The organism is Paenibacillus sp. FSL H7-0357 (assembly GCF_000758525.1).
Taxonomy (GTDB): Bacteria; Bacillota; Bacilli; order Paenibacillales; family Paenibacillaceae; genus Paenibacillus_AQ.
The window spans coordinates 2,482,995-2,504,678 of sequence record NZ_CP009241.1 but is presented as its reverse complement, the minus strand read 5'-3'; the positions used below and the strand labels follow the sequence as shown (position 1 = coordinate 2,504,678).

Genomic DNA, 21,684 nt, shown 5'->3' with positions numbered 1-21,684 from the left:
TAGTTTGGTTAGTCACTTGCGTACATTCATTCTACTAGAGGGGTGGAGCGGCCCGCAAGGGCCGCCTTTATCTCTCGTCAACGGGAACGTATTTCTGTTCGGACATCCCAGTGTATTCAGCACGCGGGCGGATGATGCGGTTGTCTACATATTGCTCCAGAATATGCGCTGTCCATCCCGAAGCGCGGCTGATGGCAAAAATCGGCGTGAACAACTCCCGCTCAATGCCAAGCTGTGTGTATACCGAAGCCGAGTAGAAATCCACGTTTGGCTTCAGTCCCTTCTGCCCGGTGATCAGCTCCTCAATCTTGACGGACATATCGTAGAGTGTAGTGTCATTCTTCATGGTGCCCAGCTCGTGGGACATCTTCATCAGATGTTTGGCACGCGGATCCCCATTCTTATAGACACGGTGTCCGAAGCCCATAATTTTCTCACGGCGCTCCAGCTTCCCGCGAATATAGGGCTCCACTGCATCCAGACTGCCGATCTCCTCCAGCATCTTCATTACGGCCTCATTCGCTCCGCCATGCAGCGGACCCTTAAGGGCACCAATCGCAGACGTCACACCGGAATATATATCGGAGAGAGTAGCCACAGTCACACGGCCGGCAAATGTGGAGGCATTCAGCTCATGGTCTGCATGCAGCACCAGTGCAGCATCCAGCGCCTTGACGGATACGACATCCGGCTGTTTGCCCCATAGCATATAGAGAAAATTCTCTGCGATGGACAAGCCTTCTTTGGGTGCAATGGGCTCCAGACCTTTGCGGATACGTGCCAGCGCAGCCACTATGGTCGGAATCTGCGCCTGAAGCTTCACTGCTTTGATTTCATTCGCTTCACGGCTCATGTCATCCGCCGCTTCATCATAGAGCGCGAGACTTGATACAGCGGAGCGCAGGGCAGCCATCGTGTTCGCTTCTTTGGGATACAGCTTCATTTGTGCAATGACCTGCTCCGGAATCGGTGCAAATGCGCTGAGATCACGTCGCAGAGCCTGCAGCTCAGGCGTAGTAGGCAGATTGCCAAACCACAGCAAATAAGCGGTTTCTTCAAAGGTGGCATTCTCCGCAAGATCGTCAATATCAAATCCGCGGTAAGTGAGGACGCCATCCACAATCGAGCTGATTGAGGAAGTCGTGGCGACGATGCCTTCCAGGCCTTTAGTAGCTGTCATAGTATATCTCTCCTTTGCGAACAAGGGTATAAAAGCCATTTCTAACATCGTGAAAACATTTACATTTTAAAGGTTTAAAAACATAAAAAGAAGGCGATAAGACATCCTTAAAGATTGCAACCAACTTTCAGTGTAGAACCTTTAATAATCATACCGGATTTTGACGGTTATGTGAACAACGTGGAAGCTTTGACACGCATCAAATGATTTTATCGGAGAGATAGAAAAAAACTTCCGATCTTCCTGTTTCATGATTGCGCTTTCAGGTTATAGAGTCTGCCCTGTTTTTGTGCTTTATGACTTTTGATAGTCTGTAAAATCAATCTATGAATATACATAAGACGAGCAGTTATTTTCTTGCGGGAGCAGCAATAGTGGAGGGATGAACGATGGACACGCTTGTGTTAAAAAGAGTGCTGCGCGGCCTTTGGGTCGTTCTCGCCGCTGCAGGGCTGATGTTCGCCATCTATGTATTGCTTCCGCTGCTCTATCCGCTCCTCTTGGCCTGGCTGCTCGCCTATATCATTCATCCGCTGGTGGTGATCCTGAAAGGCTTTAAGCTTCCGGGCTGGCTCGCCGTCTCGCTCTCGCTGCTGTTCTATATCGGAGGTACGGCCCTTGTACTGACTGCGCTGATTACCCGGCTGGTGAAAGAGCTGATTGTGCTGCTGCAGACCTTAGATCTCCATACCGACCAATGGCGCGAGCTGCTGCTGTCACTGGGCCGCAATGCCAGCATTCAGAATATTATTAACCAAATCAACCAGTTTTACCACGACAACCCGGACTATCATGCCACTATCGACAGCAACATCAGCCGGACTACCGAAACCGTGGGCCACGCCATGACCCAGTTGATCACCGGTTTTTTCAATATGATTCTGAAGCTGATTTCCGCGCTGCCAAGCATGGGAACCATCCTGATTGTGATCGTGCTGGCCGCCTTTTTCCTCAGCACCGGCTGGGATCGCCATAATGCAAAATTGACTTCATTGCTGCCGGCGCCTCTGCTTAGACCGGTCTCTGAGATTTGGAGTGATTTGCGCAAAGCGCTGTCCGGCTATCTGCGGGCCCAGTTAGTGCTGATTTCCGTTACCGGGGTTATCGTCATTATCGGGCTCCTGCTGCTGGGCGTAGACTCCGCCTTTGCCATCGGTCTGACGGTCGGCATCGTTGATTTGGTCCCTTACCTTGGCGTCGGTGTTGTATTGCTCCCTTGGGCGCTGTACTCCTACATGACCGGCAACCTGGCTCTGGCCATCGGATTGCTGGTACTCTACGGGATCATTCTTGTGACCCGCCAGGTGCTTGAGCCCAAGGTGCTCGCCAGCAGCATCGGGCTGGACCCGCTTACCCTGCTTGTTGGCATGTTCGCCGGCCTGCAGCTGTTCGGCATGCTCGGTCTTCTACTGGGTCCTGTTATTCTGGTCATCCTTGACGCCTTCCACCGTGCCGGTGTGTTCCGGGCGCTGCACAGCTATATTGTGAGCGGACGTCTGCATTAGTCCAACTAGGTGTATGGAATACAGCGGGAACCGTAAAACAGTCCCTTATAACTAAACAGAGCGGAAGCCATCCAAGTAGACGGCTTCCGCTCTGTTTAGTTTCCTAGGTTCATGCTATTCGTCTGGTACACAAAGCAGCGCATAGACAGGTTTCTATTACCTGCGGTAAAAGGTGAAGCTGCCATTTTTCATTTTCTTCTCAATCCATCTAAGCAGAAAAACCCGGTACAGCGGCCGGGTCAGCGGAAACACCAAAGAAAAGCCGATTATGTCCGTTACAAAGCCCGGCAGAATCAGCAGCAGACCGCCGAAAAAAATACACAAGCCGTCCAGCATCGTCCGTCCCGGCACTTTGCCTTCCTGCATTTGTATTTTGCTGTCCTGCAGTACCTTTTTGCCTTCGAACCGCATCATGAGCAGTCCGATCACTGAAGTAGCCAGAATGAGCAGCAGCGTTTTGGGCGCTCCAAGATAACCAGCGACATAGATGAACCCGAATAATTCCACGGCCGGGATAATAAACAAGGCAGCCCACAGCCATTTGTTCCTGATCATACTGCTCCTCCTTCTTCTTCCCTGAGCGCCCCGGTTATCGCTTGATACAGCTCCGGCAGCGCCCGATCCAGTCTTACCGGCTTCCAGTCCTTGTTCAGCCAGACATGACTGGTAGAACCGCTAACCAGAAGTTCTCCCGGAAGAGTCTGGGCAGCAGTCAGCGCTGAAAGCTCTCCGTGTTCCGCAGAACCTTCGCCGCCACTTTTCCCATCCTCCTCAATCCGGCGCACCTCATATTCATACACAACTCTCAAAGCTGAAAAAACCTTAAGCCGCGCATACACGGCGATAAGATCATCATATCGCGCCGGACTTTTAAATTGCAAATCTGCCGCAGTCACAGGAAGAAGCACTCCCATGTTCTCCAGCGAACGGTAGGCGAAGCCGAGCTCGCGGAACATCTCGGTGCGCCCGCTCTCGAACCAGCTTAAGTAATTGGCGTGGTACACCACACCCATTTGATCGGTTTCCTGGTAACGCACGCGGAAAGCAGTGCTGTGCCAGCGGCTGGAAAGCACCCGATTACGTGATTCCATAACATATGCTCCTTTCTGTATTAACTTGCGGAAGCGGCAGCTAGACGCCAACTCCGCCCGAGGACATCGTCTTCGGAACGCTGCTCCTTGAGCTTCTGGCTACATAGAAGAGCAGTACCGCCCCGACGGCAGAACTTATCATGCAAGACACATTCATCAGCCCGACACCGCCCTGACTAAGCAGAAATCCATTCAGCAAATTGCCCAGAATTCCCGCAAAACCGGAAAATACGATATTGAAGACACTTTGGCCTGTTGCCTGCATTTCGGATGAGGTAATCTGCGACACATATTCAACAGCAGCAATATAAAAGAGCCCGAATGACAGACCGTGCAGCACCTGCACGCCGATCATCACCGAAGGATGGGGAAAGGCTACCTGAATCCCCCAGCGCAGCACATAGATCAGTGCACCCAGCAGCAGCGTACGCTCGCGTCCCAGCTTACGGATGACTTTCGAGGCATACAGCATGGAGGGTACGTTGGTCACAGAGGCTAGGAAAAGCGCAATTCCGGCATACCCGGTGGAGCCGCCGACAGATTGGAAGGCAACCACAAAATAAGTGCCGAAAGCTGTCATCGTCTGGTTCACCAAAAAGCTGCCGCCCAGAAAAGCCAGGAAGATGCGGTTGCCGAGCAATTTTTTGACCCCTTGAGCCAGCGATTGGCTCATCATATGATTCTCTTCCGCCTGTCTGGGCAGAGTCAGGGCAAAAATGACGGCAACTGAATTTAAGAGCAGGAACGGGAGCCATATCGTAGAGACTGAAAATCTCTCAACATACTGCCCACCGGCATAGGCCCCTACAGCCGCTCCTATGCTCATCATCAGCCGGATGCTGCCGTAGGTGGATCCGGCTCTGTTCGCCGCTGCAATGGCGTAAGAATCGGCGATAGGGGCCTGTGTGGACGAGAAGATCGTGGACACCGTGTATACCAGCAGAAGAACGATGAAATATTCCGAACGGTAGAATACGGCCAGCACCGCCGGCACAGCCACACTTAGAATAAGTACAAGACGCGCCTGGTTATACCTGTCGGAGATAAGACCCCATACAGGCTGAATACATATGGCAATAAGTGTTCCTACCGCCATCATCATACCAATTTGGCTGACATCCATTCCGTTATACTTCAGCAACAGCGTCAGATAAGAACCAAACGAGCCGCCGGCAAGTCCCAGGAAGAGATAAAAGCCGCGCAGCTTCAGTAGTTTTTCCATTTGTGCTATATTTCCTCTCCAATCCTTTTTAACAGAATACCCAACCTTTGCAAGACTTCGCCGCATTAGATAGAGCAGAACCTAATAGAGGCGGTGAACAAGTGAGCACAGTTTATAAATTAAAGCGCGGTCGGCCTTGTCTCACGGACAAAACCAATAAGGGAAGAGCTCAAAGCACAGGCTTCGGCTGGACCTCCAGCAACTGGAGCGGATATGCCATCACAGGCAAAAAAGGAGCCTTCCGGAGGATCTCCGGCGAGTGGGTTGTCCCCTATGTCAAGCCCACTTCCAAAGCCAGCTATTCCTCGGCCTGGATTGGAATCGACGGCTTCAAAAACAGCAATCTGATTCAGACCGGCACCGCACATGAATCTATAAATGGAATCGTCCGCTACTATCCCTGGTGGGAAATACTGCCGGCAATGGAAACGGTTATTCCTCTCCCGGTCTCTCCCGGAGACCGTATGCGGGCAACGATCGCCAAGATCAGCCGCGGCAAATGGCGCATAACCCTGCGGAATCTCAGTAAGAATTGGATTTTCCGCACTATACAGCATTACACAGGCCCACAGTCCTCCGCTGAATGGATCATGGAAGCCCCCCAAGTCGGCGGAACTATAGGCGCGCTTGCCCGGGTAACACCCACAAGGTTCAGCCGCTGCACGATCAACGGTAAAAGCCCTAAGCTCACTCCAGCCGATGGAGGTATTATGGTACAGAACAAAACCGCAGTTGCCGTCCCTTCAAGCCCCAACTCCGCCGGAGATACTTTTGTAGTTAAACGTGTATATCATAAGGGCTCGCCTCTCGTTAACACAAGAAACCCCATTCTCATACGTTCCTAGTGTTTATTTTGCCCGAAACTCTCAATCCAATATATACATTTGACCCTCGTATATCAAGCAAAAAAAGCAATGGTGGAATCCACCATTGCTTTTTATGAATAGAACAATCTGCGTTATAGAAGACTCCTAAGCTTAGTCAGCTGGAATGGTGTCTACTTTCACCAGGTTTGTAGAACCGGAACGTCCCAGTGGGATACCCGCTGTAATTACAACAAGATCGCCTGCTTTAACCAGACCGGAATCTTTACCGCCTTTAAGGGCAGTTTGCAGCAATTCGTCTGTCGACGTTGCTTCTTTACCGAATACAGGAGTTACGCCCCATACGAGAGCCAATTGACGCATAGTTCTTTCTTGAGTAGTCACGGCAATAATTTGCGATTTAGGACGGTATTTGGAAACCACGCGTGCAGTGTGGCCAGTTACAGTCGAAGAAATGATAGCTTTAGCGTTCAGGTCCAGAGCGGAAATCGCTACGGATTGGCTGATGGCTTCAGTAACCGTTGTTTCTTGAGCAATTTGTTGCTTCATGAAGATTTCACGGTGGTTCAGGGCAGACTCAGCTTTCTCAGCAATGCGGGACATTGTGAGAACGGACTCTACCGGATATTTCCCGGCAGCAGTTTCACCGGACAGCATGATTGCATCTGTTCCGTCGAAGATAGCGTTCGCTACGTCACTTGCTTCAGCGCGGGTAGGACGCGGGTTGCGCTGCATGGAATCCAGCATTTGGGTAGCTGTGATTACCGGTTTGCCGGCGATGTTACATTTTTCGATCATCAGCTTTTGAGCCAAAGGCACATCTTCAGCAGGGATTTCCACACCAAGGTCGCCGCGGGCAACCATCAGGCCGTCGGAAGCTGCCAAAATTTCATCAAGGTTGTCAACACCTTGTTGGTTTTCGATTTTGGAGATGATTTGAATATGGGAAGCATTGTGCTTCTCAAGCAGTGCACGGATTTCCAGAACGTCGCTAGCTTTGCGAACGAAGGAAGCGGCGATAAAATCGATGTCCTGTCCGATCCCAAAAACGATATCGTTGGTGTCTTTTTCCGTAATACCCGGCAGGGAGATGGCAACTCCTGGTACGTTAACGCCCTTCTTGCTCTTGATCGTACCGCCGTTAACAATACGGGTCTTGATTTCTGTGCCTTGAATGTCGACAACGGTAAGTCCGATAAGGCCGTCATCGATCAGGATGGTCGAGCCTACTTGAACATCATTAGGCAGGTCGCTGTAAGTGATGGAGATACGGTTTTGGTCGCCAAGGATCTCTTCCGTAGTCAATGTCAGATACTCGTCCTGAACCAGTTCAATCGGTTCTACTTCCAGCTTGCCTGTGCGAATCTCCGGTCCTTTGGTGTCGAGCAGGATGGCAACAGTTTTGCCCAGTTCTTTAGATGCCTGACGGATCGTCTTGATCCGGTTGCCGTGCTCTTCAAAATCGCCGTGGGAGAAGTTCAGACGGGCCACATTCATACCAGCCAAGATCAATTTTTTGATATTCTCCAACGATTCACTAGCAGGACCGATCGTACATACAATTTTACTTTTCCGCATTAGGTTTTCCTCCGTTTTTTCGTTCTCTCTGTCTCACTTTTTCCAACTACAAAATCTACTATAAGGCTTTCTGTTTGTATAGGAACTTTATCACATGCACCTTTTACTGCGCCCTAATGAATATTACTGCAACTTGGACACAAAATCAATGTTATAGCCTTCTTTTGCTGTAAATTTAAGTCGAATACATGAAGTTTCAGGGCAAAATAAAAATAACCCTGCGAATGCCGCAGGATTATTTCAATGGTAATAAATGTTTATTCAGGCAAGTCCATATTTTGTACCTGCTGATAGTACTATATGTCTGAAAGTGCAAATGAAACAGGGAGTATTACTCCACGTTCTGCACTTCTTCTTCCGGGTTAACGGCTTCCAGCTGAGCTTCGGAAAACTCGCCGATTTTGCGGAATTTGCGGTAGCGGTCTTCTTTAAGTTCCGCAAAATCCAGGCTCGACAGCTCCTGCAAATGGCGCCATATGGCATCCTTGAGCGCAGCGGCAGTAGACTCGTAATCACGGTGTGCGCCACCCCGCGGTTCAGGAACAATTTCCTCAATCACTTCCATCTCCAGCAGATCTGCGGCGGTGATCTTCATCGCTTCTGCGGCTTGTTCCGCCTTCGAGGCATCCTTCCAGAGAATGGACGCCGCTCCGTTCGGGGAGATCGCTGAATAGATGGCATGCTCCAGCATCAGAACACGGTTGCCTACAGCCATCGCCAACGCTCCGCCGCTTCCGCCTTCACCAATGATGATGCAGATGACCGGCACGCCAAGCTGAGACATCTCATACAGGCTGCTGGCAATCGCTTCGGACTGGCCTCTCTCCTCCGCCGTATTGCCGGGGTAAGCCCCTTTGGTATCGACAAAGGTAACGATCGGACGGCCAAACTTCTCCGCCTGCTTCATCAGGCGTATCGCCTTGCGGAAGCCTTCGGGATGCGCGCTGCCGAAGAAACGCAGAATGTTCTCCTTCGTATCCTTGCCGCGCTGCTGGCCGATCACGGTAACCGGGACGCCATTGAGCTTGCCGATTCCGCCTACTACAGCCAGATCGTCGCCGTACAGACGGTCGCCGTGCAGCTCAATAAAATCAGTAAAGATCAGCCCAATAAGATCAAGCGAAGTCGGACGTCCGTGATGCCGGGCCAGATGCATCTTCTGTGAAGCAGAAATATCGGTATAAATCTCTTCCTCAAGTACGCGGTAACGTTCCTCAAGCCGGGCGATCTCATCGCTGAAATCAATGCCCTTCTCTTCACCGAACTGCTTCAGTTCGGCAATCTTCTTGCGCATTTCTACCAGAGGCATTTCAAAAGGCAACTCTCCCGCCAACCTAAAAGCCCCTTTCACGTCGTGCAAATCCAAAAGCTTGGTTAGCGTGGACCGTAATTCCTTGCGGTGTACGACCAGATCAAGCTGACCATGCTGAAGGTTGAATTCAGCAGTCTGAAAATCATCCGGAAGCTTCTGCCGAATGGTCTGCTCAATGACGATTCTTCCGGCAAAACCGAATACTGCTCCAGGCTCGGCAATAATAATATCGCCAAGACTGGCAAAGCTGGCGGATACTCCGCCCGTTGTCGGGTCCGTAATGACAGAGATATAGAGTCCTCCCGCTTCGCCAAACCGGGCCAGCGCTGCGCTTGTCTTCGCCATCTGCATCAGACTGAGAATACTCTCCTGCATCCGGGCTCCGCCCGAAGTCGAAAAGATCAGCATCGGGAGCTTCTTCTCCGTAGCTTCTTCTACAGCCCGGGTAATCTTCTCTCCTACAACCGAGCCCATACTGCCGGTGAAGAACTCAAAATTCATCACGGCAACAATCACCGGATGACCGCCAATGGTTCCCTGGCCTGTAAGCACGGCTTCAACCTGTCCAGTTTTGGACTGCTGTTGTTCCAGCTTGGAGGCATAGCCCGGAAACTGCAGCGGGTCTACGGATGCCATTTCACTGTCGAACTCGATAAAGCCTTCCGGATCAAGGATCATTGCGATCCGTTCCGACGCGTTTAGCCGCATATGATAACCGCACGAAGGGCATACTTTCAGATTTTTCTCCAGCTCCTTGCTGTACTGGATCGTTCCGCATTTGCTGCATTTGCTCATTAAGCCCTCGGGAATCTCCCGTTTGGGGCGTTCGCCTTCTACCGGTCCGCCGCTCCGCTCCAGACGTTCTGAAGGAATAGTCGCGTACTTCCGTTTTTTCTGAAATAAATCTTTGAACAAGGGTCGCACCTCTTCAGCCGTTTATTTGCGCATATAGCAGCTTGCCGCTGTCATGAATGCCATCTTGATGTCTATTCAGGGATGTAAAATTAGATTAAGGACTTCCTGCACTTCCTCCAGTTCTCCCGAAGGAACCAGAATCTCGAACTGCTGCTTGGACATATTGACCGGACGGCACTTTACCATAAATCCTTCTTCCGTAAGCTTGCTCTGAATCATATCCGCCACTCTGGCGGTTGGCGCAATATAAATTACCGTCCACATGCCCTGCAAAGCCTCCCTAATCTCAATTCCCAGCCGTATCCCGTATAATGGAATCATGATAACACAGTTTTCTTTTTTCCCGCAACAGGAGTAAGGCGCAGAAAGCAAGACCAGGGAGCATTATCCACCAAATAATGGGGGTTAATTATTCCGTACCGCTGACATGGGGATACACCTTGGCCCCTTCATGCCGGTGCGCAATTCTGGCGGATGCCGCCGCCGCAATTCCCGCGACAAGATCGTCCAGAAATACATGAATCCCCTGCTCATCATCATTCAGCTTGCCGATAATGCCGAGCTTTATTTTATCCAGATAACCGAAGCCTGTCAGCCCGATCATTCCGTATACGCCGGTGATGCCAAGCGCCAGAGTCTCGTCCGCTCCGTAGAGCGATTCATCCGCCTCCATCACCGCCTGCAGCGGCTGCGGCAGCAGGCCTTTTTCAGCCAATTCATCCAGCGCAACGCCTGTCATCAGCGTGTACTGCACCTCTCTTTTGCCCAGCACCGATTTAACGCTCGATAAACACTCTTCTTCGGTTAAATCCGGATAATACGCCGACTGCAAAATATATACGATCTCAGCGATGGACGTTAGCGTGACTCCCCTGCGCTCCAGCAGCTCTTTTGCCATTTGATAGGACATGATGTGATTCCCCTTTCCGCACGGGACAGTTCCCTGTGGTTTCCTAATGTATGCGGAAAAAGGCGGAAATGTTCTTATTTTATTCGGACTGTACCTGCTCCAAGCATCCCCTCGATCGCTGCGAACAGCTCCTGGGAAGGCTCGATCCGGTAGCCGTCGCTGAGCGCGAGCAGCTTCTGGTCACGCTCGTAGAACAGCAGGGTGGCTGCAGGGCCGGGATGGGTCTGCAGCAGCGCCTGCAGGCGCGAGAGCAGCGCCGGGTTCTCGGAGTCCGGCGTGATCTTGATAAAGACACGCTGGCCGCTCCCCGCTGCGCCGGGACTCCGGCCAGCGGACTCCACAGCGTCTGCGGCTGCAGGACGCTGTCCTGCCGGTCCCGGCGCTGCGGAGCGCGGGGCTTCCTGCGGTGCCGCTGCTTGCGCGGCAGCGGGCCTTGCGGGCGCAGGCGCGGTAACGCCGCCTGCGTTGCTGCGGGCGGCGCCAGGGCCGCCTGCGCCCGCCCGGGAAGCAGACGCACCTCCGGGTGCGCCTGCCGCCTGGGTGCGGCCCGCGGCGGACGCGCGGGCGGCAGCTGCGCTGCGACGCTGCAGCAGGCTGCGAATCGTGTCGGCGCCAAGCGGCGCGACCTCTTCGGCCAGCAGCTTGAAGCCCTCGTCCTCCTGCTGCACCTTGGCGCGCAGGGCCAAGAGCGCACCCTTCTCGATCAGGCTGCGGCTCCGCTTCCACACCTCAGGGAACAGCACGACCTCGCAGCGCTCGATCTGGTCCTCCCATTCGACAAAAGCCATCGCTTTGCCGGATTTTGTCGTAATTTCCTTGAGCGACACCACCATGCCTGCCGTTACGATCTGGCTCTCATCCTCGGCCTCGCCGAGATCCATCAGCCGCTGCATGCCCGGCTCCTCCAGCAGCTCGGCGCTGTCGTCCAGCGGATGGCCGGACAGATACAGCCCGAGCAGCTCGCGTTCCAGCTCCAGCTGCTGGCCGATGGTGAATTTCGGGATATCCGGATAGCGGATTTCCCAGTTCGGCATTTCAATCAGGTCGTCGAACAGCTGGATCTGCAGCTCGTCGCGCTCCTTGCGCCATTTCAGCGCGGCATCGACTGTCTCATCCAGCATCGCAAGCAGCTGTGCCCGGTGGCCTTGCAGACGGTCGAAGGCGCCGGCCTGCAGCAGCGATTCTATCACGCGCTTGTTGCAGACCCGGAGATCAACGCGGCGGCAGAAATCCAGCAGGCTGTCGAACGGCCGCTCCTTGCGGACGGCGATGATGTTCTCCACAGCCAGCGTGCCGACATTCTTGACCGCAGCCAGACCAAAACGGATATGGCCGCTGCCTTCTCCCGGCACAGGCGTAAACAACACGCCGCTCTCGTTGACATCCGGCGGCAATACGCCGATACCCGTGCGGCGGCATTCCAGCACATATTCGGCCACCTTGCGGTGTGTGCCCATTACTGCTGTCAGCATCGCCGACATAAACTGTACAGGATAATGTGCCTTCAGATAAGCCGTCTGGAAGGCCAGCACGCCGTAAGCTGCAGCATGGGCGCGCGGGAAGCCGTAATCGGCAAACCGCACAATCATATCATAGACAGCGTTGGCATCGGTCTCCAGATAGCCGAGCCTCAAGCTGCCCTCCACGAAGTGACTTCGCTCTTTATCCAGCGTCTCGCGTTTCTTCTTCGACACCGCGCGGCGCAGCAGATCGGCTTCACCGAGCGAGAACCCGGCCATCCGCGAGGCGATTTGCATAATCTGTTCCTGATATACGATGATCCCGTAAGTATCGGCAAGGATCGGTGTCAGATCGGCATGCGGATACTCCACTTCGATTTCGCCGTGCTTTCCGGCAATAAACTTAGGAATAAATTCCATCGGACCCGGGCGGTACAGCGCCAGCACGGAGACTATGTCCTCGAACCCTGAAGGCTTCAGATCCTTCAGCACGCGTCTTACCCCCGCCGACTCCAATTGAAAGACGCCGGTCGTTTCACCCGCACCAAGCATCTCATAGGTTAGCGGATCGTCATCGGGAATGCTGCGGAAATCGGGTGTACTGCCGTTCATTTCCTTGATCCAGTTCGTGCAGCGTTCAATAATCGACAAGGTCCGCAGCCCCAGAAAGTCCATCTTGAGCAGTCCGACACTCTCCAGATGCTCCATGGAGTACTGGGTGAGCGCGGTGCTCTCATTGCCGGCCTGAAGCGGCACAGCATCGGTCAGCGGACCTTTGGAAATGACGACCCCTGCGGCATGCGTGGAAGCATGGCGGGGCATGCCCTCGACCTTCATCGCCATGTCCAGCAGGCCTCTGGTCTTCGGATTGCCTTCATACAGCGCCTTAAGATCAGGGCTGCTCTCCAGCGCCCGGGCAATGCTGATGCCGAGCTGGCCGGGAATCAGCTTCGCAGCCTTGTCCACCTCGTTATAGGGCAGGTTCAGCGCCCGGCCCACGTCACGCACCGCCGCCCGCGCCGCCATCGTTCCGAAGGTGATGATCTGCGCCACATGCTCCTGGCCGTATTTATCAACGACATAAGCGATGACCTCATCGCGCCGTTCGTCGCTGAAGTCGATATCAATATCCGGCATCGTGATCCGCTCGGGATTCAGGAAACGCTCGAAGAGCAGATTGTACTTCAGCGGATCGACATCGGTAATCCGCAGACTGTACGCGGTCAGGCTGCCTGCGGAAGATCCGCGGCCCGGTCCGGTAGCGATGCCCTGCCGGTGGCAATAAGCGATGAAGTCCCAGACGATCAGAAAGTAATCGCTGAAGCCCATGCTCTCAATGACACCCAGCTCATAGTCGAGCCGGTTCTCAGCTGTTGCCTTTTGCTCCGGCGAGGCCCACAGCGGTGTATCCGCATAACGCTCCTCCAGCCCGCTGCGGCACAGCTCACGCAAGTAAGCTGCCGCATCCAGCCCTTCCGGCAGCGGGGAATATTCCGGCAGAATGTGGCCCCCGAACGTCAGCTCCAGATTGCATTTCCCGGCAATGGCCCCGGTGTTGAGAATGGCTTCCGGCACATGCGGGAACAGTGCCGCCATTTGCTCGCCGCTTTTGAAAAAGAGCTGGTCTGTCCCGATCTTCAGCCGTTCCTCATCATCCACCGTCTTGCCGGTGCCGATGCAGATCAGCACATCCTGTACCTCGGCATCCTCCTTGGCCAGATAGTGCACATCGTTCGTGGCGACCAGCGGAATATCACATTCGGCGGCAAGGGCGATCAGCTTCGGGTTCACCCGCTTTTGCTCCGGAATGCCATGATCCTGCAGCTCCAGATAGAAGTCCCCGCCAAAAATCTCTTTATATCTCAGCGCCGCCCGGCGCGCTTCGTCATCCCGCCCATGCAGCAAATGCTGCGGCACCTCGCCCCCCAGGCAGGCGCTGAGGCAGATGATGCCTTCAGCATGCGCGGCCAGGGATTCCATATCGATGCGGGGCTTGTAATGCTGGCCTTCCAGATGGCCGATCGAGATCAGCTTCATCAAATTTTTGTAGCCGGTTTCATCCTTGGCGAGCAGGATCAGGTGGTAGATCGGCTGATCCTTGCGGCTGCCCCGCTCACGCCGCGAGCCGGCAGTCAAATAAGCTTCACAGCCGATGATCGGCTTGATGCCATTAGCCTTGCAAGCTTTATAGAAGGGGATTGCCCCGTACATCACGCCATGATCGGTCAGCGCCAGCGACTTCATGCCGTATTCGCCGGCCCGGCGCACGAGATCGGTAATGCGCGCCGCCCCGTCCAGTAAACTGTATTCGCTGTGCACATGCAAATGCACGTAAGGGCTCATATCCCCACTTCCCTTCAGTCAATAATCAAAACATAAGATGAAACTATTTTATCATATTAAAGGGGGAACCGCCCATAGAATGGAGTAAGAGCACAAGGACAGGCTGAGCTGACGAACAGGCCTGGTCCGGAAAGGGGCCTTGTATGAACGTGTTTTTGAGCAAAGCCGTCCTAGACTTCTTTATTGCCTGCGGCATCGTACTGGGTGGAGCCATGCTGGGCGGAATCGGTGCGGTTGTCTCCCTGCAGCCGCCTACACAGACTATGCTGGATATCGCGGACCGGATTAAAATCTGGGCGCTTGCCGCCGCTGTAGGCGGAACGATTGACCCGATGCGGGTCATTGAGAGCAACATGCTGGGAGGCAACCTCTCCCCCGCCATCAAGCAAATTCTCTATCTAGTATTTGCCTTCCTGGGCGCTCATATGGGCAGCGAGCTGGTCAAATGGGTGTGCGGCAAGGGGTGATGCCGGAATGAGAATCCCCCCTTTCCACCGCTACCGCCGCTTCTCGCAGATTTCCGCCGTGTTTGTACTCGGCATGGTCGCAGGAGCTGTCGCATACAATGCTATTTTTCATATGGGGTATAATGTGCTCTGGCTGAACAATCAGGATCTTCGTGTGCAGATCGAGCAATACCGGAAGGATATCCAGACACTCAAAAAATACAACAACACCTCTACCGTCATCCGGGAGATCAAGCTGCGCACAGAGGACAGCAAGGTCAAGGACGGCGCTGCGGCTCTGGATCCCGTTACGACCAAAGAGATTATCAGCAAAATGGTCTCCGACCTTGAACCGATGCGCGGACGTAGTATGTTCGAAATCGACACGGACGGCAAGCTGGCCCGGCTGCTTCTGGACGGTAAAATATACATCGTGCGCGAAAAGGAATACGCGGTCAAAATCCGCACCATGCTCGTCATGGAGGGGGTACTGCAAATCTGGGTGGAAATTAATCCGTATAAGCGCAGCTGAGGCCAATCATGCTACAATAGTGGACAGGTGATATACGGATACATCATAGGCAAAACTATCATTTTCCACTACGTTGATAAAGGAGCTGCCTGTCCATGATTCTGCTCATCAAGTACGTGCTGTTTGTCCTGCTGGTGATTTGTATGATCGGTGCCGCCGTGTACAGCTTATCCTCGCGCAGAGCGCCAGATCCGATGGAAAAAGGCCGCAAGCGCGCTATTATGAATGTGCTGCTCGGCGCCATGCTGGTGACGCTGTCGCTGATGTCGATGTTTCTCTTCCGCGGTTCCACGGTCAATGTCATTGTGGAGGCGGTTTTCCTGGTGATCGGCGCCTTCAACATTTTCTCCGGACTGCGCAGCCACGGATACTACAGCCGGAACAGGAATGAAAATCATTTTACCCGCCATTAGTCTGGCTGCATTGCCGGCATCTTCAGCATCCTTAAGTGAACCGGTTCAATTAGAAGACAACCGCTGTATCGTATATGCGTAAAAGACTATCCCGGCGGGATAGTCTTTTTGGTAGAATATGAAGGTTCAGCCGTGGTCGATCGACTGCAGCATCAGCACCGCTTTGGCAACTATTGTGTCATTGTGGGAGATCTCAATTTCCAGCTTGCAGGTCCGGCGGCTGATCTCCAGCAGCCTCGGCAAGACGATAACCGAATGCTCAATCTGCACCGGGCGGATAAAATATGTTGACATATTGTCCAGCACGTAGTCGTTCCCGGTGATGTCCTTAGCCGCCTTGAATGCGGAAAGCGTCATCAGCGTGGATAACACGCCTTCGGAGATTGTACCCAGATCCGTCGCCATTTGCGGTGTGATGAAGCCGTGGAAGAACAGCTTTCCTTCCTCGTCCCGCTCCTCGGCAAAGCCGTTCCAAATCAGGTGGTCGAAAGTCTCCCCGAGCTGCGGCTGATTGCTGACGTCACGCAGGCTCTGCAGTACCTCCCTGCGGGTCAGCGAGCCTACAAGCTTGCGGTTGCGGTCCACGATGGGCAGGAAGTCAATGCCCTCCCACATCATGATCTGCGCCGCCGAGGCCAGCGACGTCTGCAGGGCAGCTGTGACAGGGCTGCGAATCATCGCCTTCTCAATGCTGTGCTCCTCACTGAACTCCTCCACATCCCTGCGGCCGACGATGCCGATAACCCGGTTCCATTCATCTGTAACCGGGAAACGCAGTTCGCCGCTGGTCTGTGACAGCATCCGCAATTCCCCGACGGTGCTTGTGACTTTCAGGGTGTTCAGCCGCGGCTTGTTATCCACGATATCTTCAACCAGCATGATCTTTTTCTTAATCAGCCTGTCAAATATGGCCCGGTTAATCATGGAGGCCACAGTAAACGTATCATGCCTTGAAGAGATCACCGGCAGGTCCAGCTCGTCAGCAAGCGCTTTGACCTCACGGCTTGTCCCGAAGCCCCCCGTCACAAGCACGCCTGCACCCTGCTCCAGCGCAAGCGAATGCACATCATCACGGTTACCCACAATCAGCAGGCTGTCAGCGTCGATATAACGGATCATAGCGTCAACCTTCATCGCGCCGATGACATATTTATGGAGATGCTTATTCAGGCCGTTCACTCCGCCGAGCACATGTCCTTCCACAATATCCACTACATCCCCGAAGGTAAGCTGATCGGAAATATTCCGCGGCTTCTTCTCAACGCGGACAGTACCGATGCGCTCCTTCGTAATGACAATGCCGAGATTCTCGGCCTCTTTCACTGCACGGTAAGCCGTACCTTCGCTGACCGCCATTTCCTTAGCCAGCTTGCGGACGGAAATTTTGGTGCCAACCTTAAGGCCTTCAATGTGCTGGAGCAGCTGTTCATGTTTTGTAATGTTATCGCCTTGACCCTCCAACTGTTACACCCCCATAGCCCGATCTGTACTATTCTGTACCTATTATACACGGAGGCAACAGTGGAGTACAACAGCATCGGAAGCTTAGATTTGGCTATATCTGTGAACATAAACAACCCCTGCCCCCGCCAAAGCGGCGGATGCAGGGGTTGTCCTGACTGCGGAAGAAATTCGGGAACGGGACTACTTTTGGTGGAATTACATCATCTTTCCGCCACACGGGACTCCTCGTTCCATTTGCCCTGCCACTGCTCCAGCTTATGCTTGCGGACAGACTCCAGGCGCTTCTGTTTCTCTTCATCCACACCGATTATAAAATGCAAATGTGACGCTATCACCAGAAAGGCAAAAATGCACCAGACCACGCCGAACCCCAGCACCCAGCCAGGCCCGTTCTGAAAGGACAGCTTCGGCAGTGCATAGAGCAGCATGGCCAGTGCCGCCAGCATATACACACCATGCTTGAACTTGTTTCTTTTCTTCATTACAGACAGCTCCTTCTCTCTTAAAAGGTTGTTCCATGGAATCTATATCTCTACTCTATGAACATGCAGCCGGAATTATGAGACAAGTTGCAAAAAACTTCCGGGAAGTAATCTACACCATAGCCTGCACTGTTCTGATATGAGATGATGTTAGCATTACGGGGAGGCGATTCTACATTGAATAACGCATTTAATCATACTGAGTACATAATCCGCAAAAAAGTTTTTTCCATTATGGGCGCTAAGCTGCACATCTACAACAGTTCGGAAGAGCTTGTGCTTTATTCGCAAATGAAAGCCTTCAAACTTAAAGAGGACATCGCACTGTTTACGGACGAAAGTATGGAAAAGGAGCTGCTGCGCATTAAAGCCCGCAATGTAATCGACTTCAGCGCGACCTACGATGTGCATGACTCGGAGACCGGTGAACATATCGGGGCGCTCCGCCGCAAGGGGCTCAAATCGATCCTGAAGGATGAATGGACCATCCTGGATCAGCGGGATACCGAAATCGGGCTAATCAAAGAAAACAGCACACTTATGGCTCTCCTGCGGCGCTTCATCACCCTCATTCCGCAAAAATATAATATTGAGCTTGGGAACACTGTCATTCCCGCCTTCCGGCAAAATTTCAATCCCTTCGTCACCAAAATCATCGCCGACTTCTCCGAGGACCGCAGCGGCCAGCTGGACCGCCGTCTCGGCCTGGCTGCCGGGATTCTGCTCTGTGCGGTGGAAGGCAAGCAGGAGTAATCTTCATCGCTATAAACAACAAACAGGAGGGTGTCCTCTAGCCATCAGGCTAGGAGGCACCCTCCTGTTGTTCATACATTGCAGCCACCCCAGGCAGCAGTGTGACCGGATACAGAATTATTGACCGCCGTACATTTGCGACAGGCTGTCAGTGATGATTTTGTTCACGTCCTCGATAACGACACTTAGGCGGCGTTCCGCATCAAACAGGCGACGGATGCCCAGATTCAGGTTCAGCACCTCGAACAGCTTCTCCATCTTCTCCATTTCTTCCTGTGGAGGCATCTCCCCGCTCATCATGCGCTGCTGCAGCTCAATCTGGCTCTGCCGGAAGCTGTCGAGCATCCGTTTGCTTTCCGGATCGGCCTCAATTACCTTCATAGCGCTGGAAATATCCGAAAACTCTGTACTTTCCTTAATGGCTCTCGCCAGTTCATGCGCCTTGTCAATTACGTTCATTATAATTCCTCCTAAAAGTTTTGTGAGCATCGCTTCCTGATTCAGCTTCGTTCAAAACTCGCTTCGGTAGCATCTGCTTAAGTTTTGTAAGCATTGCTTCCTGATTCGCTTCGTTCAAACCCGGCACGGCTTTTTAAAGAATAGGTCAATCACCAAGGGTCAGATGTCTCCATATGATGAATGATATGTAACCCTTAAGATTCATATTGCCGGCATCATGCTGCCTACTGGAAGGAGATCCACGATGTCCAAATTCAAGATCCCGGTCCACACGGTCCACTCGGGCATCCTGCAGGAAAACGCTGTAATGCTTGGCGAAAAATCCATGAAAAAGCTCAAAATACCCGCACACGGAACGATCCGGCTCACGTTCGGCTCTTTCCGGCAGGAGGTCACCGTCATTCCGGTTCCCAAAGCCGACAGTCTGCGCGTAAACGAAGCGCTGGCACGGAAACTCGGACTGCGGCAACGGCTTTCACTGAACGCTTCATACAGCTCCGGCAGCCGCACCTTGCGGCTCGGACCGCTGATTGGAGTTCTGGTGAGCCGGGACCATCCGGACCGGCCCGAAAGGGTATTCGGCCCGATCACCCTGTTCTGCCGGGAGCTTACTAATGCCTGCCATGCACAAGGCGCCTATGTATATTTCTTTACCCCGGAAGGGCTGGAAACACACAGCTCCTCCATTGAGGGCTGGGTATACGACGAGGGATGGCGGAAGCTGAGTCTGCCTATTGCCGATGTGATTAACAATCGGCTTACGACTCGAAAGGTGGAGAATAAACCTAGCGTACAGCATTTTTTGGCGGATGTAAAATCCCGCTACGGAACTCATTTCTTCAATGAAAAGTTCCTTGACAAGACTGAGGTGTTCGAAGCACTGGCACAGGATGCCGCCCTGCAGCGGTATTTGCCGGAATCGCATGCCTTAACCGGCTTCGCCGTATTAAAAAAAATGTGTAGCAGCTATCCCAGTGTCTTCCTGAAGCCGGTACGCGGCAGCCTTGGAAAAGGCATTCTCCGCATTTCCAAAGATGAGGGAGGCGGCTACCGGCTGCTGTCCACGACACCGCTTGGCACGCGTAAACAAGTCTATCCGACCTTGGCGAAGTTATTTCAATCCATTGCGCCCAAGATGAAAACCACCCGCTACCAGATTCAGCAGGGGCTCCCTCTACTAGAGCTTGGACGGCGTCCGGTAGATTTCCGGGCACTCGTGCAGAAGAACGGCACCGGCAAGTGGGGTGTCACCTCAATCGTTGCCCGTACCGCCGGAAGCAACCATTTTGTCTCCAATCTGGCGCGGGGCGGCACGCTCAGCACCGTCCGCGAGGCCATCGGCAAGAGCAGCCTCTCGACCGGGACCAAAGAAAGCACACAGCTGCAGCTTCCACGGGCGGCTCTGGCGATAGCCAGGGGTGTGGAAACCTATATCCCCGCGCATTTCGGGGAGCTCGGCATTGACCTTGCCTTGGATCAGTCGGGAAAAATCTGGCTCCTGGAGGTCAACTCCAAACCGTCCAAAAACGACAACACGCCCCTCAGTGATGTGAAAATCAGACCGTCCGTCAAACAGATGATTCTATATTGCCGCTACTTGGCCGGGTTATAAGGAGGGCATTATGACAGAGACAGCAATGGGGTTCCTTGGCATCATGACGGGCCGCCGCCGCGGGAATCCTCCCATCGCGGAACCTGAGTTCTGCAGTCAGTTATGCCGGGTAGCCCCGCTGTATGATCTGCAGGTGCTTATCTTTCACCCGGAGGGAGTTGCAAGAGACGGCCAATCCATACGCGGCTATATCTGGAATGACGGACAGTGGCAGCCTACCCTGGCAGCTCCGCCCGACATTCTGTATAACCGTTGTCTATACTCAAGCCTGCAGGAAAAAAGATCCGCCGCTTCCGCCCTGGCTGCCTTATCCCGGTCACTTCCCTGGTCGCGTGGATTGCCAGATAAATGGAGCGTCTATGAAATTTTGCGGCGCAGCCGCAGAGCTTCCGCATGGCTGCCCGAGACCAGACTTTACACCGGCACCGGTGATTTGGGCACGATGCTCGCAGAAAGAGAGGACGGCGTTTTTCTGAAGCCAAGGTCCGGCACCCATGGCAAACGCACAATCCATGCGAAGCGCCTAAGCAATAACGAGGGCGGGCGCATAAGCTTAAGAGGTCGTGATGAGGCAAATGCCCCCTTTGAGAAAGGTTTCCGCACGCTGGACGAAGGTCTGAGCTGGATCCATGACTTTATCGGCCCGCGCCGCTATATTATACAACCTTACCTTCATCTGACCGGCAGCGGAGGACAGCCGTTCGACGTGCGTGTACTAATGCAGAAGAACGGCAGAGGCGTCTGGACGCTTACCGGCATGGCCGTCCGGTTGGGCAGCCGCGGTTCGCTGACTTCGAACCTCCATGGCGGGGGAACAGCGGTTCCCGCCCAGCCCTTCCTGCTTGCAGAATACGGCAAGATGGGAATCGAGCTTATGGAGGAACTTGCAGCAGCCTCGGCTTTGCTGCCGCCGCTGTTGGAGGAATCATGCGGCAGGCTGGGAGAACTCGGCCTGGACTTCGGTATCGATGAAGGCGGCAGGATCTATCTGCTTGAAGCTAATTCCAAACCAGGGCGCACGGTGTTCCGGTTGACGGGCGACCGCCGGGCTGCTAAGCTCGCCGCCGAGAACCCCCTGCGCTATGCGCGTCATCTGCTGCTGAATTCAGCAGCAAACCGCAAGCCATCTACGCGGCAGTTCCGTTACAAACGGGAGAATGATATCAATGGTTCCTAAGGAGGA

At 53.6% G+C, this 21,684-nt stretch carries 20 protein-coding genes and 1 pseudogene; 8 read left to right on the top strand and 13 right to left on the bottom strand.

Annotated elements, in window-relative coordinates:
* Nucleotides 1-67: 67 nt before the first annotated feature.
* A complete protein-coding gene (locus H70357_RS10750) occupies nucleotides 68-1,180 on the bottom strand; it encodes a citrate/2-methylcitrate synthase (RefSeq protein ID WP_038588938.1) in 1,113 nt (370 codons plus the stop codon).
* Nucleotides 1,181-1,569: 389 nt separating this feature from the next.
* Between H70357_RS10750 and ytvI the strand changes: the two genes are divergently transcribed.
* Nucleotides 1,570-2,685: a sporulation integral membrane protein YtvI gene (ytvI, locus tag H70357_RS10745; protein ID WP_038588935.1), complete on the top strand. Its 1,116-nt coding sequence runs from the start codon at nucleotides 1,570-1,572 to the stop codon at nucleotides 2,683-2,685.
* Between the two features lie 156 nt (nucleotides 2,686-2,841).
* Here ytvI and H70357_RS10740 read toward each other — a convergent pair whose 3' ends face one another.
* Genes H70357_RS10740 through H70357_RS10730 form a run of 3 tightly spaced genes read right to left on the bottom strand, consistent with a single transcriptional unit; the run spans nucleotide 2,842 to nucleotide 4,998 of the window.
* Entirely contained in the window at nucleotides 2,842-3,240 is a 399-nt protein-coding gene (locus tag H70357_RS10740) for an FxsA family protein (RefSeq protein WP_038588933.1), read from the bottom strand.
* Nucleotides 3,237-3,776, bottom strand: a complete 540-nt coding sequence (locus H70357_RS10735) for an acyl-CoA thioesterase (RefSeq protein WP_038588930.1) — start codon at nucleotides 3,774-3,776, stop codon at nucleotides 3,237-3,239. The genes H70357_RS10740 and H70357_RS10735 overlap by 4 nt, the downstream gene beginning before the upstream one ends.
* 40 nt (nucleotides 3,777-3,816) lie before the next feature.
* The gene (locus tag H70357_RS10730; RefSeq protein WP_038588927.1) at nucleotides 3,817-4,998 is read right to left on the bottom strand and encodes an MFS transporter; all 1,182 of its coding nucleotides are present in this window, start codon (nucleotides 4,996-4,998) and stop codon (nucleotides 3,817-3,819) included.
* Between the two features lie 101 nt (nucleotides 4,999-5,099).
* Between H70357_RS10730 and H70357_RS10725 the strand changes: the two genes are divergently transcribed.
* Nucleotides 5,100-5,843, top strand: coding sequence for a G1 family glutamic endopeptidase (locus H70357_RS10725; RefSeq protein ID WP_038588925.1), 744 nt, complete (start codon nucleotides 5,100-5,102; stop codon nucleotides 5,841-5,843).
* A 132-nt stretch (nucleotides 5,844-5,975) separates the two neighbouring features.
* Here the strand turns inward: H70357_RS10725 and pyk are convergent, their stop codons facing one another.
* The 6 genes and pseudogenes from pyk to H70357_RS10695 all read right to left on the bottom strand — a co-directional run bounded on the left by pyk (nucleotide 5,976) and on the right by H70357_RS10695 (nucleotide 14,340).
* Complete coding sequence (pyk, locus tag H70357_RS10720; RefSeq protein WP_038588922.1) at nucleotides 5,976-7,400, bottom strand: pyruvate kinase; 1,425 nt, start codon at nucleotides 7,398-7,400, stop codon at nucleotides 5,976-5,978.
* 331 nt (nucleotides 7,401-7,731) lie between these two features.
* A complete protein-coding gene (locus H70357_RS35825; protein ID WP_038599218.1) occupies nucleotides 7,732-8,733 on the bottom strand; it encodes an acetyl-CoA carboxylase carboxyltransferase subunit alpha in 1,002 nt (333 codons plus the stop codon).
* Between the two features lie 9 nt (nucleotides 8,734-8,742).
* Nucleotides 8,743-9,627, bottom strand: a pseudogene (accD, locus tag H70357_RS35820) (acetyl-CoA carboxylase, carboxyltransferase subunit beta); the annotation flags it as partial.
* A 75-nt stretch (nucleotides 9,628-9,702) separates the two neighbouring features.
* Complete coding sequence (locus H70357_RS10705) at nucleotides 9,703-9,891, bottom strand: hypothetical protein (RefSeq protein WP_038588919.1); 189 nt, start codon at nucleotides 9,889-9,891, stop codon at nucleotides 9,703-9,705.
* A 145-nt stretch (nucleotides 9,892-10,036) separates the two neighbouring features.
* Complete coding sequence (locus H70357_RS10700) at nucleotides 10,037-10,537, bottom strand: phosphatidylglycerophosphatase A family protein (protein WP_038588916.1); 501 nt, start codon at nucleotides 10,535-10,537, stop codon at nucleotides 10,037-10,039.
* A gap of 74 nt (nucleotides 10,538-10,611) precedes the next feature.
* Nucleotides 10,612-14,340, bottom strand: a complete 3,729-nt coding sequence (locus H70357_RS10695; protein WP_038588913.1) for a DNA polymerase III subunit alpha — start codon at nucleotides 14,338-14,340, stop codon at nucleotides 10,612-10,614.
* A gap of 143 nt (nucleotides 14,341-14,483) precedes the next feature.
* On the opposite strand from H70357_RS10695, the gene H70357_RS10690 reads away from it, so the two are divergent.
* From H70357_RS10690 to H70357_RS10680, 3 genes are all read left to right on the top strand, one after another.
* On the top strand, nucleotides 14,484-14,807 hold the full coding sequence (locus H70357_RS10690; RefSeq protein WP_038588909.1) for a YtrH family sporulation protein: 324 nt from the start codon (nucleotides 14,484-14,486) through the stop codon (nucleotides 14,805-14,807).
* Between the two features lie 7 nt (nucleotides 14,808-14,814).
* On the top strand, nucleotides 14,815-15,318 hold the full coding sequence (locus H70357_RS10685; protein WP_038588905.1) for a sporulation membrane protein YtrI: 504 nt from the start codon (nucleotides 14,815-14,817) through the stop codon (nucleotides 15,316-15,318).
* A 95-nt stretch (nucleotides 15,319-15,413) separates the two neighbouring features.
* A complete protein-coding gene (locus tag H70357_RS10680; RefSeq protein ID WP_038588902.1) occupies nucleotides 15,414-15,731 on the top strand; it encodes a YtpI family protein in 318 nt (105 codons plus the stop codon).
* 126 nt (nucleotides 15,732-15,857) lie between these two features.
* Here the strand turns inward: H70357_RS10680 and H70357_RS10675 are convergent, their stop codons facing one another.
* Nucleotides 15,858-17,192 carry a DRTGG domain-containing protein gene (locus H70357_RS10675; protein WP_038588899.1) on the bottom strand — a complete coding sequence of 445 codons (1,335 nt, stop codon included), beginning with the start codon at nucleotides 17,190-17,192 and terminating at the stop codon, nucleotides 15,858-15,860.
* Between the two features lie 203 nt (nucleotides 17,193-17,395).
* Nucleotides 17,396-17,677, bottom strand: a complete 282-nt coding sequence (locus H70357_RS10670) for a hypothetical protein (RefSeq protein ID WP_038588896.1) — start codon at nucleotides 17,675-17,677, stop codon at nucleotides 17,396-17,398.
* A 177-nt stretch (nucleotides 17,678-17,854) separates the two neighbouring features.
* On the opposite strand from H70357_RS10670, the gene H70357_RS10665 reads away from it, so the two are divergent.
* Entirely contained in the window at nucleotides 17,855-18,430 is a 576-nt protein-coding gene (locus tag H70357_RS10665) for an LURP-one-related family protein (RefSeq protein WP_038588894.1), read from the top strand.
* A gap of 117 nt (nucleotides 18,431-18,547) precedes the next feature.
* Here the strand turns inward: H70357_RS10665 and H70357_RS10660 are convergent, their stop codons facing one another.
* The gene (locus tag H70357_RS10660; protein WP_038588891.1) at nucleotides 18,548-18,889 is read right to left on the bottom strand and encodes a YlbF/YmcA family competence regulator; all 342 of its coding nucleotides are present in this window, start codon (nucleotides 18,887-18,889) and stop codon (nucleotides 18,548-18,550) included.
* A 244-nt stretch (nucleotides 18,890-19,133) separates the two neighbouring features.
* Here H70357_RS10660 and H70357_RS10655 point away from each other — a divergent pair, with 244 nt between their 5' ends.
* Nucleotides 19,134-20,501 carry a YheC/YheD family endospore coat-associated protein gene (locus H70357_RS10655; protein ID WP_038588888.1) on the top strand — a complete coding sequence of 456 codons (1,368 nt, stop codon included), beginning with the start codon at nucleotides 19,134-19,136 and terminating at the stop codon, nucleotides 20,499-20,501.
* 10 nt (nucleotides 20,502-20,511) lie between these two features.
* A complete protein-coding gene (locus H70357_RS10650) occupies nucleotides 20,512-21,678 on the top strand; it encodes a YheC/YheD family endospore coat-associated protein (RefSeq protein ID WP_052091965.1) in 1,167 nt (388 codons plus the stop codon).
* The last annotated feature ends 6 nt before the right edge of the window (nucleotides 21,679-21,684 follow it).